The 21,840-nt window shown below is 41.4% G+C and carries 30 protein-coding genes; 1 reads left to right on the top strand and 29 read right to left on the bottom strand.

Annotated elements, in window-relative coordinates:
• Nucleotides 1-6 precede the first annotated feature (6 nt).
• The 20 genes from rplR to DW959_RS12875 all read right to left on the bottom strand — a co-directional run bounded on the left by rplR (nucleotide 7) and on the right by DW959_RS12875 (nucleotide 10,843).
• Nucleotides 7-375, bottom strand: a complete 369-nt coding sequence (gene rplR, locus DW959_RS12970; RefSeq protein ID WP_008402729.1) for a 50S ribosomal protein L18 — start codon at nucleotides 373-375, stop codon at nucleotides 7-9.
• Nucleotides 376-392: 17 nt separating this feature from the next.
• Nucleotides 393-932 (bottom strand): 50S ribosomal protein L6, encoded by a 540-nt coding sequence (gene rplF / locus DW959_RS12965; RefSeq protein ID WP_021944971.1) that lies wholly within the window; start codon nucleotides 930-932, stop codon nucleotides 393-395.
• Nucleotides 933-1,224: 292 nt separating this feature from the next.
• Nucleotides 1,225-1,626 carry a 30S ribosomal protein S8 gene (gene rpsH, locus DW959_RS12960; RefSeq protein WP_021944972.1) on the bottom strand — a complete coding sequence of 134 codons (402 nt, stop codon included), beginning with the start codon at nucleotides 1,624-1,626 and terminating at the stop codon, nucleotides 1,225-1,227.
• Nucleotides 1,627-1,650: 24 nt separating this feature from the next.
• Complete coding sequence (locus DW959_RS12955; RefSeq protein WP_008402734.1) at nucleotides 1,651-1,836, bottom strand: type Z 30S ribosomal protein S14; 186 nt, start codon at nucleotides 1,834-1,836, stop codon at nucleotides 1,651-1,653.
• Nucleotides 1,837-1,856: 20 nt separating this feature from the next.
• A complete protein-coding gene (rplE, locus tag DW959_RS12950; RefSeq protein ID WP_008402736.1) occupies nucleotides 1,857-2,396 on the bottom strand; it encodes a 50S ribosomal protein L5 in 540 nt (179 codons plus the stop codon).
• 20 nt (nucleotides 2,397-2,416) lie between these two features.
• Complete coding sequence (gene rplX / locus DW959_RS12945) at nucleotides 2,417-2,734, bottom strand: 50S ribosomal protein L24 (protein WP_021944973.1); 318 nt, start codon at nucleotides 2,732-2,734, stop codon at nucleotides 2,417-2,419.
• A 13-nt stretch (nucleotides 2,735-2,747) separates the two neighbouring features.
• Nucleotides 2,748-3,116 (bottom strand): 50S ribosomal protein L14, encoded by a 369-nt coding sequence (gene rplN / locus DW959_RS12940; RefSeq protein ID WP_008402739.1) that lies wholly within the window; start codon nucleotides 3,114-3,116, stop codon nucleotides 2,748-2,750.
• A gap of 13 nt (nucleotides 3,117-3,129) precedes the next feature.
• Entirely contained in the window at nucleotides 3,130-3,387 is a 258-nt protein-coding gene (rpsQ, locus tag DW959_RS12935; protein WP_173783815.1) for a 30S ribosomal protein S17, read from the bottom strand.
• A gap of 21 nt (nucleotides 3,388-3,408) precedes the next feature.
• Entirely contained in the window at nucleotides 3,409-3,612 is a 204-nt protein-coding gene (gene rpmC / locus DW959_RS12930; RefSeq protein ID WP_008402741.1) for a 50S ribosomal protein L29, read from the bottom strand.
• Nucleotides 3,602-4,039: a 50S ribosomal protein L16 gene (rplP, locus tag DW959_RS12925; protein WP_117807168.1), complete on the bottom strand. Its 438-nt coding sequence runs from the start codon at nucleotides 4,037-4,039 to the stop codon at nucleotides 3,602-3,604. The genes rpmC and rplP overlap by 11 nt, the downstream gene beginning before the upstream one ends.
• A complete protein-coding gene (rpsC, locus tag DW959_RS12920) occupies nucleotides 4,039-4,704 on the bottom strand; it encodes a 30S ribosomal protein S3 (RefSeq protein ID WP_117807167.1) in 666 nt (221 codons plus the stop codon). The genes rplP and rpsC overlap by 1 nt, the downstream gene beginning before the upstream one ends.
• Nucleotides 4,705-4,714: 10 nt before the next feature.
• Nucleotides 4,715-5,101 carry a 50S ribosomal protein L22 gene (rplV, locus tag DW959_RS12915; protein ID WP_008402744.1) on the bottom strand — a complete coding sequence of 129 codons (387 nt, stop codon included), beginning with the start codon at nucleotides 5,099-5,101 and terminating at the stop codon, nucleotides 4,715-4,717.
• 31 nt (nucleotides 5,102-5,132) lie between these two features.
• On the bottom strand, nucleotides 5,133-5,411 hold the full coding sequence (rpsS, locus tag DW959_RS12910; protein WP_021944977.1) for a 30S ribosomal protein S19: 279 nt from the start codon (nucleotides 5,409-5,411) through the stop codon (nucleotides 5,133-5,135).
• A 19-nt stretch (nucleotides 5,412-5,430) separates the two neighbouring features.
• Nucleotides 5,431-6,276: a 50S ribosomal protein L2 gene (gene rplB, locus DW959_RS12905; protein ID WP_021944978.1), complete on the bottom strand. Its 846-nt coding sequence runs from the start codon at nucleotides 6,274-6,276 to the stop codon at nucleotides 5,431-5,433.
• 64 nt (nucleotides 6,277-6,340) lie between these two features.
• Nucleotides 6,341-6,640 (bottom strand): 50S ribosomal protein L23, encoded by a 300-nt coding sequence (gene rplW / locus DW959_RS12900; protein ID WP_021944979.1) that lies wholly within the window; start codon nucleotides 6,638-6,640, stop codon nucleotides 6,341-6,343.
• Entirely contained in the window at nucleotides 6,640-7,260 is a 621-nt protein-coding gene (gene rplD, locus DW959_RS12895; protein WP_117822139.1) for a 50S ribosomal protein L4, read from the bottom strand. Before rplD ends, rplW begins: the two co-directional genes overlap by 1 nt.
• Before the next feature lie 22 nt (nucleotides 7,261-7,282).
• Nucleotides 7,283-7,966: a 50S ribosomal protein L3 gene (gene rplC, locus DW959_RS12890; RefSeq protein ID WP_008402751.1), complete on the bottom strand. Its 684-nt coding sequence runs from the start codon at nucleotides 7,964-7,966 to the stop codon at nucleotides 7,283-7,285.
• 156 nt (nucleotides 7,967-8,122) lie between these two features.
• Entirely contained in the window at nucleotides 8,123-8,434 is a 312-nt protein-coding gene (rpsJ, locus tag DW959_RS12885) for a 30S ribosomal protein S10 (protein WP_021944981.1), read from the bottom strand.
• Between the two features lie 388 nt (nucleotides 8,435-8,822).
• A complete protein-coding gene (locus DW959_RS12880; RefSeq protein WP_117822140.1) occupies nucleotides 8,823-9,698 on the bottom strand; it encodes an OST-HTH/LOTUS domain-containing protein in 876 nt (291 codons plus the stop codon).
• Complete coding sequence (locus tag DW959_RS12875; RefSeq protein ID WP_226801050.1) at nucleotides 9,695-10,843, bottom strand: SAM-dependent methyltransferase; 1,149 nt, start codon at nucleotides 10,841-10,843, stop codon at nucleotides 9,695-9,697. The genes DW959_RS12880 and DW959_RS12875 overlap by 4 nt, the downstream gene beginning before the upstream one ends.
• 321 nt (nucleotides 10,844-11,164) lie before the next feature.
• Between DW959_RS12875 and DW959_RS12870 the strand changes: the two genes are divergently transcribed.
• Nucleotides 11,165-12,028 (top strand): class I SAM-dependent methyltransferase, encoded by an 864-nt coding sequence (locus DW959_RS12870; protein WP_117822142.1) that lies wholly within the window; start codon nucleotides 11,165-11,167, stop codon nucleotides 12,026-12,028.
• Nucleotides 12,029-12,251: 223 nt separating this feature from the next.
• Here DW959_RS12870 and DW959_RS12865 read toward each other — a convergent pair whose 3' ends face one another.
• The 9 genes from DW959_RS12865 to phoU all read right to left on the bottom strand — a co-directional run bounded on the left by DW959_RS12865 (nucleotide 12,252) and on the right by phoU (nucleotide 21,835).
• A complete protein-coding gene (locus DW959_RS12865; protein WP_347475363.1) occupies nucleotides 12,252-13,451 on the bottom strand; it encodes a citrate synthase in 1,200 nt (399 codons plus the stop codon).
• 14 nt (nucleotides 13,452-13,465) lie between these two features.
• Nucleotides 13,466-13,609, bottom strand: coding sequence for a hypothetical protein (locus tag DW959_RS15165; RefSeq protein WP_243015440.1), 144 nt, complete (start codon nucleotides 13,607-13,609; stop codon nucleotides 13,466-13,468).
• Between the two features lie 72 nt (nucleotides 13,610-13,681).
• Entirely contained in the window at nucleotides 13,682-14,305 is a 624-nt protein-coding gene (locus tag DW959_RS12860) for a metallophosphoesterase (protein ID WP_118616371.1), read from the bottom strand.
• 115 nt (nucleotides 14,306-14,420) lie between these two features.
• Nucleotides 14,421-16,367 (bottom strand): BMP family ABC transporter substrate-binding protein, encoded by a 1,947-nt coding sequence (locus DW959_RS12855; RefSeq protein WP_118616351.1) that lies wholly within the window; start codon nucleotides 16,365-16,367, stop codon nucleotides 14,421-14,423.
• A 349-nt stretch (nucleotides 16,368-16,716) separates the two neighbouring features.
• Nucleotides 16,717-18,099 carry an ATP-binding protein gene (locus DW959_RS12850; RefSeq protein ID WP_117807161.1) on the bottom strand — a complete coding sequence of 461 codons (1,383 nt, stop codon included), beginning with the start codon at nucleotides 18,097-18,099 and terminating at the stop codon, nucleotides 16,717-16,719.
• A 77-nt stretch (nucleotides 18,100-18,176) separates the two neighbouring features.
• Nucleotides 18,177-18,851 carry a response regulator transcription factor gene (locus DW959_RS12845; RefSeq protein WP_118616349.1) on the bottom strand — a complete coding sequence of 225 codons (675 nt, stop codon included), beginning with the start codon at nucleotides 18,849-18,851 and terminating at the stop codon, nucleotides 18,177-18,179.
• 96 nt (nucleotides 18,852-18,947) lie between these two features.
• Nucleotides 18,948-20,714: a Na/Pi cotransporter family protein gene (locus DW959_RS12840; RefSeq protein ID WP_118616347.1), complete on the bottom strand. Its 1,767-nt coding sequence runs from the start codon at nucleotides 20,712-20,714 to the stop codon at nucleotides 18,948-18,950.
• 143 nt (nucleotides 20,715-20,857) lie between these two features.
• Nucleotides 20,858-21,148, bottom strand: a complete 291-nt coding sequence (locus tag DW959_RS12835; protein WP_118616345.1) for a hypothetical protein — start codon at nucleotides 21,146-21,148, stop codon at nucleotides 20,858-20,860.
• Nucleotides 21,149-21,184: 36 nt separating this feature from the next.
• Nucleotides 21,185-21,835, bottom strand: coding sequence for a phosphate signaling complex protein PhoU (gene phoU, locus DW959_RS12830; protein WP_117807157.1), 651 nt, complete (start codon nucleotides 21,833-21,835; stop codon nucleotides 21,185-21,187).
• Nucleotides 21,836-21,840 lie beyond the last annotated feature (5 nt).

Here is a 21,840-nt window from a genome sequence, read left to right as displayed (position 1 = left end):
TCCTTCTTAGAATTCTAGACCAGCTTCTCTTGCTGCATCTGCTAATGCCTGAACCTTACCCTGGTAGATGAATCCTCCTCTGTCAAATACAACAGTCTTGATTCCCTTTTCCAGTGCTCTTTCAGCAACAACTTTACCAACGTATGCTGCTGCATCTACATTATCTGTCTGCTCAAGTGCTTCCTTGATTGACTTCTCTACTGTTGATGCTGCTACAATTGTGTTTCCAACTGAATCATCAATAATCTGAGCGTACATATGATTATTACTTCTGAAAACCGCTAAACGTGGTCTATCTGCTGTTCCAGCTAAATGATTACGAACACGCATATGCTTCTTAATACGAACTTCGCTTCTTGATTCTTTATTAACCATCTTATCTCACTCCTTTATTATTTCTTACCAGTCTTACCAACTTTACGTCTGATAGTCTCGTCAACATACTTGATACCTTTGCCCTTGTAAGGTTCCGGTGCTCTCTTTTCTCTGATCTCTGCTGCATACTGACCAACTTTTTCCTTGTCAATACCAACAACTGAAATCTTGTTACCATCAACCTTTACTTCGATACCTTCTGGGTCAACCATCTCAACTGGATGTGAATAACCAAGAGCAAGAACTAATTTATTGCCCTGCTTCTGAGCTCTATAACCTACACCGTTTACTTCCAGATCCTTAACATAACCCTCTGTAACACCAATGATCATGTTGTGGATAAGTGTTCTGGTAAGTCCGTGTAAAGACTTCATCTTCTTTAAATCATTAGGTCTTGAAACTGTGATTACATCAGCTTCTAACTTAATATCCATTTCTGCCGGGAGAACTCTCTCAAGTGTTCCCTTTGGTCCTTTAACAGTCACTTTATTATTTTCTGCGATATCTACAGTCACTCCTGCAGGTACAGCGATAGGCATTCTTCCGATACGTGACATTTCGCCTTCCTCCTTAAAATTTATATTATTTGTATTTGTGCTGCACGGAGTGTATCCATGCAGGCTTTAACCTCCGGTATTTTTCAGGAAATGATGCCGGAGGGATTGTTTTATCAGCTTTCGCACTAACTTCGCACGGTGCTTTCAGCTTGTGCTCACTAAGTGCTCTAATGACATCCACTCGAACTAAACTCATCCATCGTCTTCGACTCGTATTCGTTAAGTCTCGGGATGGGCTTTCGCACTAACTTCGCACGGCGCTTTCAGCTTGTGCTCACTAAGTGCTCAATGCCTACCAAACAAATGCTAATACTTCGCCACCAACATTCTGCTTTCTTGCTTCCTTGTCAGTAAGTACACCTTTGTTTGTTGAAATAATTGCAGTTCCGAGTCCACCAAGTACTCTTGGGAGCTCATCCTTGCTTGCATATACACGAAGACCTGGCTTAGAGATTCTCTTAAGGCCTGTGATGATCTTCTCGTTCTTATCTGCACCATACTTCAATGTAATTTTGATTGTCTCAAACTTACCATCTTCGATAATGTCTACTGCCTGAACATATCCTTCTGATAAAAGGATGTCAGCAATAGCCTTTTTCATCTTTGAAGCAGGGATTTCTACTGTATCATGTTTTGCTGTGTTAGCATTACGAATTCTTGTAAGCATATCTGCTATTGGATCGCTCATTGACATAATGTTTCTTCCTCCTTCTATCTCTTACCAGCTTGATTTCTTAACGCCAGGGATCTGTCCCTTGTATGCTAATTCACGGAAGCAGATTCTACAGATTCCGTATTTCTTTAATACTGAGTGTGGACGTCCACAAATCTTGCAACGTGTATATTCTCTTGATGAAAACTTCTGTTTACGCTGCTGTTTAACTTTCATTGCTGTCTTAGCCATAACGAATCTTCCTCCTTTAATTATTTGCTGTAAGGCATACCAAATAATGTTAACAGTTCGCGACCTTCTTCGTCTGTCTCTGCTGTTGTAACAAAGATGATATCCATACCTCTGACTTTATCAATCTTATCGTACTCGATTTCCGGGAAAATGAGCTGTTCCTTGATACCTAAAGCATAGTTACCTCTGCCATCGAAACCGTTAGGGTTAACACCTCTAAAGTCACGTACACGAGGAAGTGCAAGGTTTACAAGACGATCTAAGAACTCATACATCTTCTCGCCACGAAGTGTTACTTTACATCCGATAGGCATTCCTTCTCTTAACTTGAAGTTAGCAACTGACTTTCTCGCACGTGTAACAACTGCCTTCTGACCGGCGATTGTTTCAAGATCCTTGATAGCTGCGTCTAAAACTTTAGCATTTTCTCTTGCTTCACCAACGCCCATGTTAATAACGATCTTATCAAGCTTTGGGATCTGCATTACATTTTTATATCCAAATTTTTCAGTCATGGCGCTTTTAATTTCAGCGTCATACTTTTCTCTAAGTCTACTCAACTAAGACGACCTCCTTCCAATTAATCTATCTTCTCTGTTTTGCCATCTACTTTAGCAACACGGACTTTATCTTTACCTGTTCCTTCAAAACCAACTCTTACCGGCTTGCCTTTGTAAAGATACATTACATTGGAGATGTCCATTGGAGCTTCCATTTCGATAATTCCGCCTGCCTGGTTAGCCATGCTTGGCTTGCTGTGCTTAAATACTTTATTTACGCCTTCAACGACTACAGTACCGTTCTTCTTGTCAACATGAAGAACCTTGCCTTCTTTACCTTTATCCTTGCCGGCAATAACCTGTACCATATCATCTTTCTTAATCTTTAATGTTGCCATGGTCTACACCTCCTTATAATACTTCAGGTGCAAGTGAGACAATCTTCATGAACTTCTTGTCTCTTAACTCTCTTGCAACTGGTCCAAAGATACGTGTTCCTCTTGGATTTAAATCGTCTTTTATAATAACTGCTGCATTCTCATCAAACTTGATGTATGAACCATCCTTACGACGAGCGCCCTTCTTTGATCTTACTACTACGGCCTTAACAACATCACCTTTTTTAACAACTCCGCCTGGTGTTGCGTCTTTAACTGAGGCAACGATGATATCGCCGATATTTGCATATCTTCTTACTGAGCCGCCTAAAACTCTGATGCAAAGGAGCTCTTTGGCACCAGTATTATCAGCAACTTTAAGTCTTGTTTCCTGCTGAACCATTTTATTTGCCTCCTTATTTAGCCTTCTCTATAATCTCAACAAGTCTCCATCTCTTGTCCTTTGATAAAGGTCTTGTCTCCATAACTCTTACTCTATCGCCAATATTGCACTCATTCTTCTCATCATGAGCCTTTAACTTGTAAGTTCTCTTTACGATTTTTCCATAAAGAGGATGCTTAACATTATCTACGATAGAAACAACGATTGTCTTGTCCATCTTGTCACTTGTAACGATACCTACACGTGTTTTTCTCAGATTTCTTTCCACAATATATTCCTCCTTCTAAGATAATTAAGCATTAGCCTTCTGGGCTATAACTGTCTGTATTCTTGCAATATTCTTTCTTACGTCTTTGATTCTGCTTGTGTTCTCTAACTGATTTGTAGCATTCTGGAATCTTAAGTTGAATAATTCCTTCTTTGCAGCTACTAATTCGTTCTGAAGCTCATCAACAGATTTAGCATTTAATTCGTTCATATAGTCCTTAGTTTTCACTGCCTGCTACCTCCTCTAAATCTTCTTTTGAAACGATCTTACACTTAAGTGGAAGCTTGTGCATAGCAAGTCTTAAAGCTTCTTTTGCTACTTCTTCAGGTACGTCTGCAATCTCGAACATAACTCTACCCGGCTTAACAACTGCTACCCAGTACTCAAGTGCTCCCTTACCTGAACCCATACGAGTTTCAGCCGGCTTAGCTGTAACTGGCTTATCAGGGAAGATCTTGATAAATACTTTACCACTACGCTTCATATATCTTGTCATCGCAATACGGGCTGCTTCGATCTGGTTTGACTTAATCCATGCAGGCTCAAGTGCTACTAAACCATACTGACCGTTTGTAATCTTATTGCCTCTAAGTGCCTTACCAGCCATAGTTCCTCTGAACTGCTTACGACGCTTTACTCTCTTAGGCATTAACATTATTTATCCGCTCCTTCCTTATTTCCTTTTACAGGAAGTACTTCACCATGGTAAACCCATGTCTTAACACCAACTTTACCAAATGTTGTGTCTGCTTCAGCAAAACCATAATCAATGTCAGCACGAAGTGTCTGAAGAGGAATTGTTCCCTGGCTGTAGAACTCTGTTCTAGCCATATCAGCACCACCAAGACGTCCTGAACATGAAGCCTTGATACCAAGTGCTCCAGCTTTCATTGTTCTGCTCATGCATGACTTCATTGCTTTTCTGAATGAGATACGATTCTCAAGCTGTGCTGCAATGTTCTCAGCTACTAACTGTGCGTCTGCATCCGGCTTCTTAATTTCTTTTACATCGATGAACAGCTTCTTATCTGTAAGCTTCTGTGCATCTGCTTTGATCTTTTCGATTCCAGCTCCGCCCTTACCGATGATAACACCAGGCTTAGCTGTATATAATGCAACCTTTACTCTGTCTGCAGCTCTCTCGATCTCGATCTTTGAGATGTTTGCATTGTAAAGTGTCTTCTTTAAATAAGTTCTGATTTTATGATCTTCTACAAGGTTGTTAGAAAATTCATCATTCTTTGTGTCAGCATACCATCTTGAATCCCAATCTTTGATAACGCCGACTCTTAAACCATGAGGATTAACTTTCTGTCCCATTATTTACCTCCTATCTCTCGTCAAGCACGATTGTGATGTGACTTGTTCTCTTCTCGATTCTATATGCTCTACCCTGGGCTCTTGGATGAACTCTCTTCATTGTAGGTCCCTTGTTAGCGTAGCACTCTGCTACATAAAGGTCCTCTGCCTTAAGTCCATTGTTGTTTTCAGCATTTGCGATTGCTGACTTTAACAGCTTCTCTATAACACTTGAACCATATCTTGGGTTGTATGCCAGAATACCAAGTGCAGTCTGAACATCCTTACCTCTGATGGCATCTAATACGAAACAAGCCTTTGTTACTGACACTCTTGCATATGATACCTTAGCTGATGGTCTGGTATCTTTATTCTCATTTCTGAGTCTCTTATCATGGGATCTATGTCCTTTAGCCATGATTTAGTCCTCCTTTCAAATATTCCAAATATTATCTTCTACCCTTCTTTTCGTCTTTACCATGACCTCTGTAGGTTCTGGTAACTACGAACTCACCAAGCTTATGTCCAACCATGTCTTCTGTAACATATACAGGTACATGCTTTCTTCCATCATGAACTGCGATTGTATGACCTACGAATGATGGGAAAATTGTTGAACGTCTTGACCAGGTCTTAACAACTTCTTTGCTATTGCTTGCATTCATAGCATCTATCTTCTTGAGTAAATGCTCATCTGCGAATGGTCCTTTTTTTAATGAACGAGCCATTGTCATACCTCCTTATTAACTATTTAATGCTCTTGCCGTCTCTTCTTCTTACGATCATCTTATTAGACTGCTTGTTCTTCTTTCTTGTCTTTAATCCCATTGCTGGCTTACCCCATGGAGTTGAAGGGCCTGAACGACCGATTGGTGCTCTACCTTCACCACCACCATGTGGATGGTCATTAGGGTTCATAACAGAACCACGAACTGTTGGTCTAATACCCATGTGACGTTTACGTCCGGCTTTACCAATGTTAACAAGGCCATGCTCAATGTTTCCTACCTGACCGATTGTTGCACGGCAGATGATTGGAACCATTCTCATTTCGCCTGAAGGAAGTCTTAATGTTGCATACTTTCCTTCCTTAGCCATAAGCTGTGCTGAGTTACCTGCTGAACGAACAAGTTGTCCGCCCTTACCCGGGTATAACTCGATGTTGTGTACTAATGTACCAACTGGAATATTCTGAAGTGGGAGGCAGTTACCAACTTTGATCTCTGCTTCAGCACCACTCATAAGAACATCTCCTACTGCTAACTTATAAGGAGCAAGGATGTATCTCTTCTCGCCATCAGCGTAGAACAGAAGTGCAATGTTTGCTGATCTGTTTGGATCATATTCGATTGCATTAACTGTTGCTGGAATTCCATCCTTATCGTTTCTCTTGAAATCTATAATTCTGTATTTACGTTTCTCACCACCACCGTGATGTCTAACTGTGATCTTTCCCTGATTGTTACGGCCGGCTGTCTTGCTCATTGATACAACGAGTGATTTCTCAGGTGTTGATTTTGTGATCTCTGAAAAATCAAGGCCAGTCATATTTCTTCTGGAAGGTGTATATGGGTTATATGTCTTAATTCCCATTTTTGTTCTCCTTTCGGTTCAATTTATTGTCACGCTTTTTTGCGTATAAATCTGTTTCGTTATTTTACAGTCCTTCGAAAATTTCGATCTCTTTACTTGCTTCTGTAAGTTTAACGATTGCTTTCTTGTACTTGTCTGTTCTTCCAAGTGTTACGCCACGTCTCTTAACCTTACCGTCATTGTTCATGGTGTTAACCTTAGCAACTTCTGTTCCTTCGAACATCTTCTCTACAGCTTCTTTGATCTGAGACTTTGTTGCTTCCGGGTGTACAAGAAATGTGTACTTCTTCTCTGCCATTGCATTCATACTTTTCTCTGTGATTACAGGCTTAAGTATAACGTCATAATATTTGATGTCTGCCATTATGCGTACACCTCCTCAATTGCTGCTACAGCATCCTTTGTAAGAACAAGCTTATCATACTTAAGAATGTCATATACACTCAGTGAGTTTGTAGCTGTTGTCTTAACTGTTGGAATGTTGTTTGCTGAAAGAACAACCTTGTCGTTCTTGTCCTTTGTTACTACTAATGACTTAGGAGCTTTAAGATTTGCAAGGATCTTTGCGAATACACTTGTCTTAACCTCTTCTAATTCAATCTTGTCAACTACAACAAGTTTATCTTCTGCAAGCTTTGCTGAAAGTGCTGACTTCATAGCAAGCTGCTTTTCTTTCTTATTCATCTTAACTGAATAATCTCTTGGCTTTGGTGCAAATACAACTCCGCCACCTGTCCACTGTGGAGATCTTGTTGAACCCTGTCTTGCATGACCTGTTCCTTTCTGTCTCCATGGCTTTCTTCCACCACCTGATACTTCAGAACGAGTCTTTGCGCTCTGTGTACCCTGACGGCTATTTGCCAGCTGGCCAACTACAGCCAGATGCATTAAATGTTCATTTATCTCTACACCGAATACAGAATCATTGAGTTCTAATGTCTCAACTTCTTTTCCTTCGATGTCATAAACCTTAACTGATGCCATTTTCGTTCCTCCTTCCTAAAGACTACTTGCCAGTCTTTACTGTATCCTTAATCATTACTAATGATTTCTTTGGTCCCGGAACTGCGCCCTTTACCAAAATAACATCATTTTCTACATCTATCTTAACTACCTCAAGGTTCTGGATTGTAACTCTTACGCTACCCATATGTCCAGGCATCTTCTTACCTTTGAATACTCTACCTGGTGTAGTAGCTGAACCGTTTGAACCTGCATGTCTGTGATACTTGGAACCATGTCCTGAAGGACCTGACTTTAAGCCGTGTCTCTTAAGACCGCCTGCATATCCCTTACCTTTTGTCTTTGCTGTAACGTCAATCTTGTCTCCTTCAGCAAATACATCGGCTTTGATCTCTGCACCAAGTTCGTACTGAGCACAGTCATCAAGTCTGAACTCTCTGTAGAAAGTCTTAGGTGTTGTGTTTGCTTTCTTTGCATGTCCAACTTCTGCCTTACCAGCACCATGTGGGTTTCTGATTACTTTCTTTCCTGATACATCTTTTGTTGTGATTCTTTCTTTCTTTTCGCCGAATCCTACCTGAATTGCATCATAACCGTCATTCTCAACTGTTTTTACCTGGGTTACAACACATGGACCAGCCTGTAAAACTGTTACCGGCACTAAAACGCCGTTTTCGTCGAAGATCTGAGTCATTCCGACTTTTGTTGCTAAAATAGCTTTCTTCATTTTAAGTTTTCCTCCTAATTTAATTCACAGCGGATTGTCTTGACAATCATACTAAATTACATCCTTCGGATGCATTAGGTTACTGCTTGTGCACTGTTTCGTGCTATGTTTGTTTTTTTGTGATTTGATTAGTTCACTTCTAATTTTTGTGGCTGATTATTTCATCTTTACGTCGATGTATACGCCAGCTGATAAATCGATCTTCTGTAATGCATCAATTGTCTTCTGTGTTGGTGCAATCACGTCGATTAATCTCTTATGAGTTCTCTGCTCGAACTGTTCTCTTGAATCTTTGTACTTATGAACAGCTCTGAGGATTGTAATCTTCTCAACCTTTGTAGGCATTGGAACCGGTCCGCTGACTTTAGCTCCTGTCTTTTTAACAGTATCGATGATCTGTCCAGCAGCCTGATCGATAAGTTTGTGGTCGTACGCCTTCAATGTGATTCTCATAATCTGTTTTGCCATAAAAAAAGCCGCCTCCTTTTCGCACTTTTTAATAGTACAACAAGTGGTGACTGTACACTCTCCCGTGTGTATCCTGAATTAAATCAGAATCAACACGTCGTTTCTATCCTTTTGATAGACAGTTATTGGTACAGTGACTTGTCGTCAGTAATTTTTTATTGACATTCGCTCCACGAAAAACCTGTATCTATACGATACAGCAACCTCCGTTTCAACGCTATCATGTCACAGCACGTTTGATTATATAACACGTTTTTGCGGAATGCAAGCATTTTTTCTATATTTTTTAAGAATTTTTTTATTATATTTCCCTGCATTTCTTCATCCGTCATACTGTTATATTTTATCTGTTTCTTCTATATATAATGCACAATAGAAACGTTATCGCTTATTTCAGCTTAAAGCTCTGTTTCAGCTTCACGCCCCTGTTATTATATATTTCCAGCTTCGGGAAACTTAAAAGAAAAGCGATATCCGATGCGTAACCATAATTTCTGGTATCAAATCGTTCGAATTCTTCTGATAATGCATCAAACAGCTCCTGCATATCATCTATCTTGTTATTCCGTTCTGACAGATACGATGTGATAAAGTGTTCTACGTTTTCCCGGTCATCGATCATCTCGAGATAATACTGCTCTCCAGCTTTATAGAATTGAATATCTTTTCCATTTTTCAGGATTAGTTCTTCCATGCTGGTATATCCATAGTTTCTGGTATCGAATTCTGTGTGCAGCTTTGTGAGCTTATATATCAATCCTGCCAGTTCTGTACAGATACCCGAAGCTCTTTCTTCTATTATAATGCGGTAGACATCAGATACAATCTCTGATAATGGTGTCAGACACTGTTCCGGTTCATAGCCCTGCAAAATATCTATATAACAGAAGCGATTACTTCTGCGGATAAACGATTCGCTGTGTGCGTTACTGCCAAATACCCGAATATTCTTGCCCTGCTCCTGTGCCTTTACAACTGCCGCCAGGATCGTATCATCATCGGTCACAATATCGATTCCTTCGACCTGCCGGTCAAATGCATGGGCAACCAATTCTGTTATAAAAGTGCAGCCGGCATGATTCCCCCGTTCTTCTGCTCCCATCACGCGAAATCCCTGCTTCTGCAGTTCTTCTTTCGAAGCTTTTGAAACATAGCCGCATGCCAGACGGTCGATCAGATCATCCTGAATCATGATCTCTCTGCATACAAGCGGTGCATAAACGGTATCCACTGTATTACAATCATATATTAAAATTCGCTTCATGAATGGCTCCTTTCTTCCGTCAGCACAAGCTGCATCAGAGTCTGGTGAATGCCAAAGGTCCGGCACAACCGTTCCGCTTCTGCTTTTGCCCGCTCCCGTTTCTCCTCTGATACCGGTTTCTTCACTGCCCGGATCAGAATATTTTTAGGTGAATGTTCAATATCAATAAATTCCAACAGATCTGTCTTATATCCACAATATTCCAGCATACATCCACGGATCGCATCAGTCATCAATGCTGCTGTCCGTTCCTTGATGATTCCGTACTTGGTCAGTGCCGACAACTCCTCCGACCGGATCTGTTTATTTAACTCATGCTGGCAGCACGGAACAGATAAGATGTATGTCGTGTTCCAGCAGATCGCATTATAGAGCGCATAGTCAGTTGCCGTATCACAGGCATGCAAGGTCACTACCATATCCACCTTACGGTCTGTCCGGTATCCATTAATATCACCGATTTTAAACTTCAGATCTGTATATCCGCATTTTTCTGCCAGCTTATTACAGTTCTTTATTACCTGTTCTTTCAGATCAAGCCCTGTGATATGTGCCGTCATATGACGGATCTCTACTATATAATAATATAAGAAGAAAGTCAGATAGGATTTGCCGCATCCAAAATCAATAATGTTGATCTCATCGCCTTTATAAGTCTTTAACACATCATCGACCATCTCGATAAAGCGGTTGATCTGACGGAACTTATCATACATGGAGGAAACTACTTTTCCCTCTTTGGTAAATATTCCAAGCTCCCGGAATGCAGGAATATCCATTCCCTCATCCAGAATATATTTCTTCTTGCGATTATTACCGCCGACCAATATCGTCTTATTCTCCGCCTGTCTGCGGCTGACTGCCAGATTTCCTTTTTTGCCTGCTTTTACATCATAATCTGTCGTCAGAGAAAATGCATTCATCTGCTTAAACTCTGCCGGAAAATGCATCGCAATATGCTCTGCCAGCCTTCCTTCTTCGATATTCTCATGAAAGACCTGCGTCTGTGTATATTTCTCAAGCTGGTATGCATTTCTGCCCTTTAATACCTTTCGGGCAAATATGATCTTCTTGTATTCTCCCTTTCCATTGCTCAGTACGACCTTATGTGGATGTGTCTCCGCGATCTCTTTTATAATATCCATATATTTCTCCATGTTTTCTGTCTTGTATCTGCTTATCATTTTGTGAAACACAGCTCATGAAATGTCCTTCACATAATTAACATTTTCACGAGCAAATAATTTGGCATTCATTATATTCCAAATTATCTATTGCAATTATATATTTTCGTTTTGCTCTACTGCTGTGATTTTATCACCCCGGCAGATATCGGTCAATTTGTTTTCCTTATATGCCGATTTCATTTTCTTTCTATGCAGATTTCATCGTTGACTTGAAAATGACTGCACCTTATAATATAGTAGTTTTATATAAATATTTCAAACGAAACGAGGATATCGATTATGTGGACAGCCGATCACTGGCAGGATTATGAAGTAATAGATTGTTCAGATGGAGAAAAACTGGAACGATGGGGCAAATACATTCTCCTTCGTCCCGATCCACAGGTTCTGTGGTCAACTCCAAAAACAGATAAACGCTGGAAGCAACTAAATGGTCACTACCACCGCAGCAATAAGGGCGGCGGTGAATGGGAGTTCTTTAACCTTCCGCAGCAATGGTCGATTCATTATAAAGATCTGACCTTTAACCTAAAACCATTCAGCTTCAAACACACCGGTCTGTTTCCGGAACAGGCAGCCAACTGGGACTGGTTCTCTGACCTGATCCGCTCATCGAAAAAGAAAGAGATCAAGGTATTAAACCTTTTCTCTTACACCGGCGGTGCAACCTGTGCGGCAGCAAAAGCAGGTGCGGCAGTTACTCATGTTGATGCTTCTAAGGGCATGGTTACATGGGCAAAGGAAAATGCAGTCTCATCCGGACTCGGAGATGCCCCGATCCGCTGGATCGTTGATGACTGTGTAAAATTCGTAGAACGTGAGATCCGCCGTGGCAATCACTATGATGCGATCATTATGGACCCACCATCCTACGGCCGAGGACCAAAGGGCGAGATCTGGAAGATCGAAGAAAAGATACATCCGTTTATCAAGCTGTGCAGCGAGCTGCTCTGCGATGATCCGCTTTTCTTCCTGGTCAATTCCTATACGACCGGACTTGCACCAGCCGTTCTTACCTATATGATAGCAACCGAGGTACAGTCTAAATTCGGCGGTCATGTTATCTCCGACGAAGTAGGACTTCCGGTTACAGGCTCCGGTCTGGTACTGCCATGCGGCGCTGCCGGAAGATGGTGCCGATAACCCCCGGATAGAATATGAAATAAAAAATGGAAGCCTGTATTACCTATTATTCCGCAAGATGCTTTCGCGCTAACCTCATGTAGCGGTACTAAGCTCCCGTCTGACGGCGGATCGCTAAGGACCGACATTCGGCTAGGCTTGCTTCATAATAGTAATACAGGCTTCCATTTTTATTTCATATTCTTAACAACACAGCATCTCTTAAGCACCGGTGCTGTATTCTTTACCAGTTTCTCTCGTCCATATCCAGATATGTCTTATGCGTTCCGACATATTTGTAAGCCGGACGGATGATCTTACCGGCATTTACCAACTCTTCTATTCTATGTGCGCTCCAGCCTGCGATTCTTGCAATCGCGAAGATTGGAGTAAACAGTTCAATCGGTATATCAAGCATACGATATACAAATCCACTGTAGAAATCGACATTTGCAGAGATAACGGAGTTTCGCTTCTTTGCAAGAAGCTCCATAGAGATCCGTTCAATATCCGTGTACAACTTGAACTCCTCCTGCATACCCTTTTCTTCTGCAAGTCTTCCGGCATAACGCTTCAGGATCTTGGCTCTTGGATCGGACACCGTATAAACAGCATGTCCCATACCATAGATCAGACCGCTATGATCAAAGCCCTTCTTATCAAGCAGTCCCTGAAGATATTCACGGATCGCCGCTTCATCGCTCCAGTCTTTTACATGAGCCTTCAGGTCATCCATCATCTGCTGAACCTTCAGGTTCGCACCACCATGCTTCGGTCCTTTTAAAGAACCGAGAGAACCGGCAACGGTTGAATAGGTATCAGTTCCGGTTGATGATATAACATGTGTTGTAAATGTGGAGTTGTTACCACCACCATGCTCTGAATGAAGCACCAGACAGATATCCAGTACCTGCGCTTCAAGCTCAGTATACTTCTTATCCGCACGGATCAGGCGAAGGAAATTCTCTGCTGTCGAAAGGCCCGGCTTCGGATTGTGAATGATAAGACTCTTATCCTGATAATAATGCTTATAGCCCTGATAGCCATATGCAGCGATCAGCGGAAACTGTGCAATCAGTTCCATACTTTGACGAAGGACATTTCGAATGCTGATGTCATCCGGGCAGTCATCATATGAATATAAAGTAAGCACACAACGCTGTAAGACATTCATCATATTCTTACTTGGTGCTTTTAAAATCACATCACGAGCAAACTTTCTTGGGAGCTCCCGGAACGTCTCCATCAATTCCTTAAATTTATTAAACTGAGTTCTGGTCGGCAGTTCACCGAATAAAAGCAGATAGATCGTCTCCTCAAAGCCAAACTTGCTTCCGTGGAATCCACGTTCCAGATCTTCGATATTATATCCCTGAATATAGAGTCTTCCATCTGCCGGCACCAGCTCACCATCCTGAACTGCAAAACCGGATACATCTGAAATCTCTGTCAGACCTGTTAAGACACCTTTTCCATTTGAATCACGAGGCCTCTCTTAACATCATATGTAACATAGAGGTTCTGATCGATCGTACCTGAATCATTGCAATAACCAACCAGTTCATCTAAAATTTTCTCGTACTCTGCACTTCCCTTTTCCAAACCTCTATCTCCTTTCGAATATAGTATTTAAGCCAAGCTTAAGTTTATCAAACTTTCGCCTGGCTTGCAAGACTATTTCGCTGCCTGTAAGGCAGTCTCATCTATTTCTATAATATATTTTTCAAATGCATTTATGATCGTGGTATCCAGGTATCTGGATTCCCGTGCAAAATCCCTGCCATAATTACTATGCACATGACCATGTACCAGATACTTCGGATGATAGTCTTCGATCATTGTCCGGAAGCACTTGAAACCGGTATGACAAAGATCCTCGGAATCATTGATCCGATACGCAGGGGCATGCGTGATCATAATATCAAATCCACGATGTTTTCTTATCTGCCGACCCAGCTTACGGATGCGTTTCTCCATTGCTTTCTCGGTATACTGATGCGGCGCACCATTGTACTGATACTCCATGCAGCCTCCAAGACCCAAGATCCGTATTCCTTTATATACATAGATTCGATCGTCGATGCAGATACAGCCATCCGGTGGTGTGTCTGCATAACAGGTATCGTGGTTTCCATATACATACAGAACCGGAGCATGCGTAAATGTCGCAAGGAACGACAGATACTGCGGTGCAAGGTCACCGCAGGAAATGATCAGATCAATTTCTTCTAATTTTTTCTTATCAAAATAATCCCATAGGTATTTTGATTCTGCATCCGCCAGAACAAGAATCTTCATATCCGTATCTCCGTGTTTTCTTTTCTTTTCTACGAAACTGTACCCCGCCTGTTTCCATAAAGAAAACACGCTCATCTACATTCGTACTCCGGATCGCAAGACCCGCATAGCCTTATTATACTATGTCTGTAGTTTTTTTCAATTCCAGATTTTCCGGCGTATTTACTCCCTGGAAGGTAACAACATCTCTGGCATCTTCTACCAGCTCATCCAGAGTCGGGATCGAACCGACAACAATATCTGCCAGCCAATCCATCTTCATGATCTCCTCAGGGCTCATCTCACCATCTTCATCATCACGAACCACTCCATTCTGTGAATAGAGCTTGCCGTAGAATGGACTTACCGTACCATCCTTGATCAGCTGTTTCATCAGATTTACCAGTCTGGCTGTTCCAACCGGAAGATGGTTCGAACAGATCACATCGATCACTCCGGCAGACATGCCCCACCAGTAATTCAGAACCTTTACTTTCTCGTTCTTTTCTTCCAGCTTCCAGTTACCATCCAGAATCAACTGAACGATCTTCTCATAAAATATGCGCCAGTTGTAAAATGGCATCGCAAGGTTCGATATCTCGTCCCCATCGCAGGAATACAGACCGAATTCACGGGAGGCCGTAAGCGGTGTGATCATATCCTTATCGGATACATAAGAAATGCCCAGTTCCTTAAACCGTTTCTTCGGATCGGAGCCTTTGACCTTTGACCACTCCAGATAGATCTTCGCTCTTGGATTCACAAACTTTGCTCCCATCGCAAATGCGTTGATGTTCGCCGTCGTTCCATAGATCGGATAATCAGCCACATAACCGATCCTGCCATCCTCACAGAGTGAACCTGCGATAATACCGGTTATAAACTTCGCCTCATACATTCTCGCATAATACGTTCTGACATGGCTGGTCGATACATTTAACGAGCAGTTTAATATCTTCAATTCCGGATATTTGATCGCTGCCTTTAATGACTCCGGAAGCATCTCCGGACCGGTTGTAAATACAACATCGAATTTGTCCTGTGCAATCTGCTCCAGGCATTCTGCAAGCTTCGTATTATCATCCATATTCGAAAAAGTATGTGTCTCAACCCGATCCTTGAATTTGCCTTCTACGCCCATTCTTCCGAGATCATGGCTGTAGATCCATACAGAATTCTCAGGCTCTTTATCATAAACAAATGCAATCTTAAGCTTCTTCGGTACCGGCGTGATACTGAACAGTTTCTTCTTTGACTCTACCGGTTCCAGCTTCGGAACGATCGTCATCTTCTTCTTCTGTGCACTTAGCACGATCTCGTCCCAGACCTTTTCCAGATTTGCCTTTACCTCATCATAGGACATATCCTGTAATGCCCTGTATCCATATACATTTAAAAATACAAGCATCGCATCATCTACCGTGATTGGAAGACTGTCACTGCCGTTTTTCTGCCTGTATGCTGTATCAAATGCCAGATGTGCCGAATTCAGGTTCATACGATCATCATCCGTAAATTCACCATCCGGTGTCAATCCTATATATTCTCTTAATTTGTCATATCCGCCAAGCTGTGTGAACCATATATAGTTGATTCCTGTCTGCTTATGGAAATCTACAAATTCATAATAAATCTTGTTTTCCAGCTCATCTGTCCGCTTCGGCAGCTTTCTGGTTACCATCGCAGGGACAGAATCCGCACCGAAATATTTCAGTACACTGACACGCTTATTTCCCTCTATGACATAGAATTTATTCATATATTCATATACTTTGATCGGATCATGGATTCCTTCTTCTATATGAGAGTCACAGAGAGATGACCATTTATTTCCGAATTCAGAATTCGCATCTAATATAGGCATGAAGTTACTTGCAAATGCTGTAGTACGGCCTTTTGTCGCTGTACCTACAACCCGATCGAGAGAAATATGCTGTAAACCAAGATTTACTTCGCCTGCAATATCGGAATTCGTGATCAGTTCATCCAGTACCGGCAGATATGGATATTCATTTTTGGAAAGTGCAGCCTGATATCTCTTTTCACCAAGCTTCTGCGCTTTTACATAATCATTTAATGACATGTTAAAAACCTCCTATCTGTGTCTAAATCAACCTGTTTAACTCATTGTCCTATCATTTTTCCATTCACTATATATATACAACAAAAACCGAAAATTACCAGTGGTAAATCGTATTTTCATCTTTTTCACGCCTTAAAATTTCTTATGTCGGTAAAGTTTTGTATATTTTTAATAAAATGAATTGTGCATTTCTTACATTTTTACCTTGAAATTTAAAATAGCGTGTGTTAATATAGTATCAGAATAGTAAATAACATACAATCTTGAATTTCAAATCGGTGTGTGTGAATACTTATAAATCAAAGGAGCCTGTTTCCTAACTTCTTACAGGCTCCTTTTCCTTGTCTTTTTATCTGCTCTGAAAGGTGATCGTTATCTCTGTCCCCACATTCGGTTCACTTGTTATATCAAGCTTCGCATCATGCTGCGCTACGATGTGTTTTACGATCGCAAGTCCGAGACCGGTTCCTCCGGTCGACTTCGACCGACTCTTATCGACCCGGTAGAATCTCTGGAACACCAGCCCCAGATGCCCCTCAGGTATTCCGATACCGGTATCCTTCACCTTCATGACAACTGAATGATCTTTCTCATAAGAATACACAGTTACTTCTACGGTTCCATCCGGTTTATTATATCGGATCGCATTATCGGTCAGATTGTATACCAGTTCTTCCATCATCATCTTATTACCCATAATATAACTTGGCTGACCGGAAAACTTCAATGTAACGTTATGTTTTTCTGCCGACAGCATCAGCATATCCACATTCGATCTTGCAACCGCGCACAGATCGATCCGTTCCATAGATGGTGCATTCTCTGTTACATCAAGCTCTGACAGACGAATAATGTCATTGATAAGGGTAAGCAGCCGATTTGAATTACGATGGATCTCTGTAGCAAATCGTCTGACATCACCATCTGTCGCCATCCCGTTTTCAATCAGCTCAGAATAACCGGAGATCGCTGTCAGAGGTGTTTTTAACTCATGAGATACATTTGCCGTAAATTCCTGTCGCATCTGTGCATTCTCCATAATATCACTATGCTGTTCCCTAATTGTATCAATCAATGGACGGATCTCCTTATAGGCGTTAATATCATCAATATGATCCAGATCCTTTGCCATCTGTCCGATCGGACGGACGATACTCTTTGTCAGATATCGTGATATCAGAACCACGGCAGTCACAAGCACCAGCATAATAACTGTCATGCTTGGAAGTCCCTTCAAAAATACACTGACAATGCTGCTTGTCTCCTTTGATACACGAAGTACACAACCATTTGAAAGCCGGATCGCATAGTAGAATGTGCTCATATTGAGCGTCTGGGAAAGACGGGTATCCTCGCCTTCTCCTTTCTCAAATGCCTCCTCGATCTCCGGTCTGTCGTTGTGTTTTCCCATGGACTCCGGATCTGCCATGTTATCATATTTAACCGTTCCATCCGGTGCAACTAATGTAATACGCAGTTCTGTATTCTTAATCCTTACATTGCGAAGCTCACTGATATCATCAAATAATCCTGCACTCTTCAAGGTCTGTGTGTAATTTTCCAGATCGCGCATGATCTCCTTTTTAAACAGATCATAATAAACCGTTGTCGAAAGTATCATCGTACACAATATCGCAATCAGCGTCAATGCTATAAAGCGACTGTTGATCTTGCTGGATAATCGTTTGTCTTTTCTGACCTTCTTATCCTTTTTATCTTTCTGTTCTTCCATAAAAACCTGTTCTTTCTGTTATAAGATTCTTCTGTTATAAGATTTTCCTGTTTCTTCTTATTTATTCTTATCCATTCTCATTCCATCTTATATCCGACATTACGAACTGTCTTGATCATATTCCCTGCATCTCCCAGTTTCTGGCGCAGCGTCTTGATATGCATATCAAGAGTTCTGGATTCACCTTCGTAATCCGTTCCCCACACATCCATCATGATCACTTCTCTCCGCAGTACAATTCCGGCGTTGATCATTAGCAGCTTTAACAATTCAAATTCCTTAAAGGTCAACTCACACGGAACATCATTCACCTGCACGATACGTTTCTCGGAATCAAGGGTTACGTTCTTCAGTCGAAGAATCTGATCCTCCTGAATACTCTTACTTCTGCGAAGCAATGCTTTAACTCTGGATATAAGCTCCATTACGCCGAATGGCTTTGTCAGATAATCATCTGCTCCGATATCCAGTCCCTTTACCTTATCAAGTTCTGTTGTCTTTGCCGTCACAAGAATGATCGGCACGCGCACAGTCTCCGGACGTTCTCTTAACTTTCTGACAATCTCCAGTCCATCCTGATCCGGTAACATGATATCCAGCAGAATCAGATCCGGAATCTTCTCAGCTATTCTGGAAAAGAAACTCTTCGCATTCGCAAAACCTTCTGTTACGTATCCCGTGTTCCTTAAGGCAAACATTTCTATTTCCTGAATGTTCATATCATCTTCTACAATATAAATCAATGCCTGCATCTGCCGTTCCTCCTGTCTCTGTTCTTTCTTATTTATAATAATATATTTCTAATATATGGTCAAAGTAATTTGCACTTTATGATATTGTATACTTTACTATAAACTATACTTTTCCTTATACATGCTGTACATCGCCTGAAACTCTACATTTGATTCCTGTTTGACCCGGTTTAGATACTCATGCGTATCAAAGCTGTCTGTCTTAACCTGAAGCAATGATGCAGCCACATTTGAACAATGGTCTGCCACACGTTCATAATTATTCAGAAGATTTTCAAGGGCAATACCAAGCTCGATCGTACATTTTCCCTTCTGCAGACGTTTGATATGCTGCTTTTTGATCGTAGCATTCAGTCCATTAATTACTTCCTCCAATGGTTCAATCCGCTTTGCTATCTTCATATCATCTTCATTCAGCGCTTTACAGGTCATGCTCATGATCTCATAAACTGCATTTGAATACAGATTTAATTCTGCCATTGCCTTATCTGAGAACACCATTTCTTCCTTGTGCATCTTGGCATAAATTTCTGCGATTGCTAATGCATGGTCGGAGATACGCTCCAAATCTCCGATACAATGAAGCCCATTGGATACACGTTTGCTGTCTTCCTCCGCCAGTTCTTTTCCGCTGACTTTCGCCAGATATGTTCCGAGTTCATCTTCGTATTTGTCTACGATATCTTCCAAAGCTTCAACACGTTGCCATTTCTCATCCGAATAATCCTTCAGCAACTCTAATGAATCGTATAACGCTTCAGCTGAATACCCTGCCATCTGATTCATAACATCCATGCTCTGTGTAACGGCAAACGCCGGCTGCTCCAGAAATCTTGCATCCAGATGCTTTAACGGTACAAGCTCCGCAATCTCCTCAACAGGTTCTTCCTTCTCACGGATCGTAAGAGTTGCCAGCTTCTCAAGACCCTTTCCAAACGGAAGCAATACAATTGTTGTCAGAATGTTAAAAATACTGTGGATCACTGCTATGCCAGCCGGAGTTGCCATATCCTGTAATACACCAAAATTTACAAATGCATTGATCGAATAGAATACGATCATAAAGAGAATGGTTCCGATCAGATTAAAGTAAAGATGTACAAAAGCTGCACGTTTCGCATTTTTCTTTGCTCCGATACTGGATAATAATGCCGTTACACAAGTACCGATATTCTGTCCCATTATAATAGGAAGTGCCGTTCCATATGTAACTGCTCCTGTCATGCAAAGTGCCTGTAAGATACCAACCGATGCCGATGAGCTCTGGATGATTGCTGTAAATAATGTTCCTACGATCATTCCGAGTATAGGATTTGAGAACATTAAAAGCACATTTGCAAATTCAGGAACATCTGCAAGAGGAGCAACCGCACCGCTCATTGCATCCATTCCGTACATAAGGATCGTAAATCCCAAAAAGATCATGCCAATATCATGTTTTTTCTCATTCTTGGAAAACATCAGAAATGCAATACCGATAACCGCTAGGATCGGAGAAAATGAGGATGGCTTTAACATCTGGATCCAGATACTGTCTCCCTGAATTCCTGACAAACTTAAGATCCAGGAAGTAACTGTCGTACCGATATTGGCACCCATGATAATGCCGACCGCCTGACGCAGTTTCATAATCCCGGAATTTACAAAGCCAACAACCATAACGGTTGTAGCCGATGATGACTGAATAACCGCTGTTACAGCCGCTCCAAGCAGCACCCCTTTAATCGGCGTTGAAGTCAGCTTTTCAAGGATACGTTCCATCTTACCGCCCGCCGCACGGGTCAGACCGTCTCCCATTACGTTCATACCAAATAAAAACAATGCAAGTCCGCCAAACAGTGCAAGTACATCAAAAATACTCATAAAAAAATTCCTTCCTTTTTACATAAATTAGACATTTGTACCTTCGCACATCATCGTATAACAGGTATGTAAAAAGGAAAGGATTCCTACGTAAAGTCTGTGTAAAATTTTAAAATTTATTTTACATTTCATGCTGAATGCGTTTAATATTCTTCCTGGCTCTGTTCAAGATACGTTCTGTCAGGACCGTCGTTTTGTAAAATACATACGATACCGCCAAGCAGTCCTACCAGACAAATACCATATCCTGCCGATACCAAAATGCTCTCTGCCATACTCCATGATGACATAAGCCCGATTCCTTTCAACGTGACAGCTACAACCACAGCGATCACGCCCCAGACGATACTGTTCAATAACAAAAACATTTTTATCAGGTGCTGTTTACTTTTTCCTTTACCGGCATCTGCTATCATATTCCATATACGTCTCATGACAATCACCTCCTGATTCTGTATCCCATAAGACTCTTAATTTCCGGAAATATGTTCTCCTGTTATATAATATATGACCCATTCTGAAATATTCGTTGCATGATCGCCAATCCGCTCCAGATATTTTGCAACCATCAAAAGATCGGTTTCCTGTTCCCCTGCATCTGCATTCCTGTGGATCAGATTGATCAATTCACTCTTCACTTTTATAAACAGATCATCTACCACATCATCCTGCGCAATAACTTTTCTTGCTTTTGTAAGATCAAGATTCACATATGCTTCTATACTGTCAACCAACATGACCATGCTTTCTTTTGCCATTGCCTTAATATGTTCCAATTCTTTTACATAAGGTTTGCCTGCCATCTGGATCGTCAGTTCAGAAATATCTGCTGCATGATCACCGATACGTTCCATATCCGTTACCATTTTGAGCGCAGATGAAACCTGACGAAGATCTGTTGCAACCGGCTGCTCCATTAAAAGAAGTTTAAAGCACAGACTCTCGATATCCTTTTCCTGCTGATCGATCTGATCATCCCTGCGGATAACCTCCTGTGCCAGATCAACATCCTGATTTACAAGTGCTTTGATCGCCTTTTCGATCACACCCTCGATCATGGATCCCATCTCAACCATTTCATCATTGAGTTTTTTCAACTGTCTGTCATAATTTGTCCTCATTATCT

This window comes from Clostridium sp. AM46-21, assembly GCF_003480025.1.
Lineage (GTDB): Bacteria > Bacillota > Clostridia > Lachnospirales > Lachnospiraceae > Coprococcus > Coprococcus ammoniilyticus.
The sequence above is the reverse complement of the archived record's forward strand: the minus strand, read 5'-3'. Positions and strand labels throughout refer to the sequence as shown.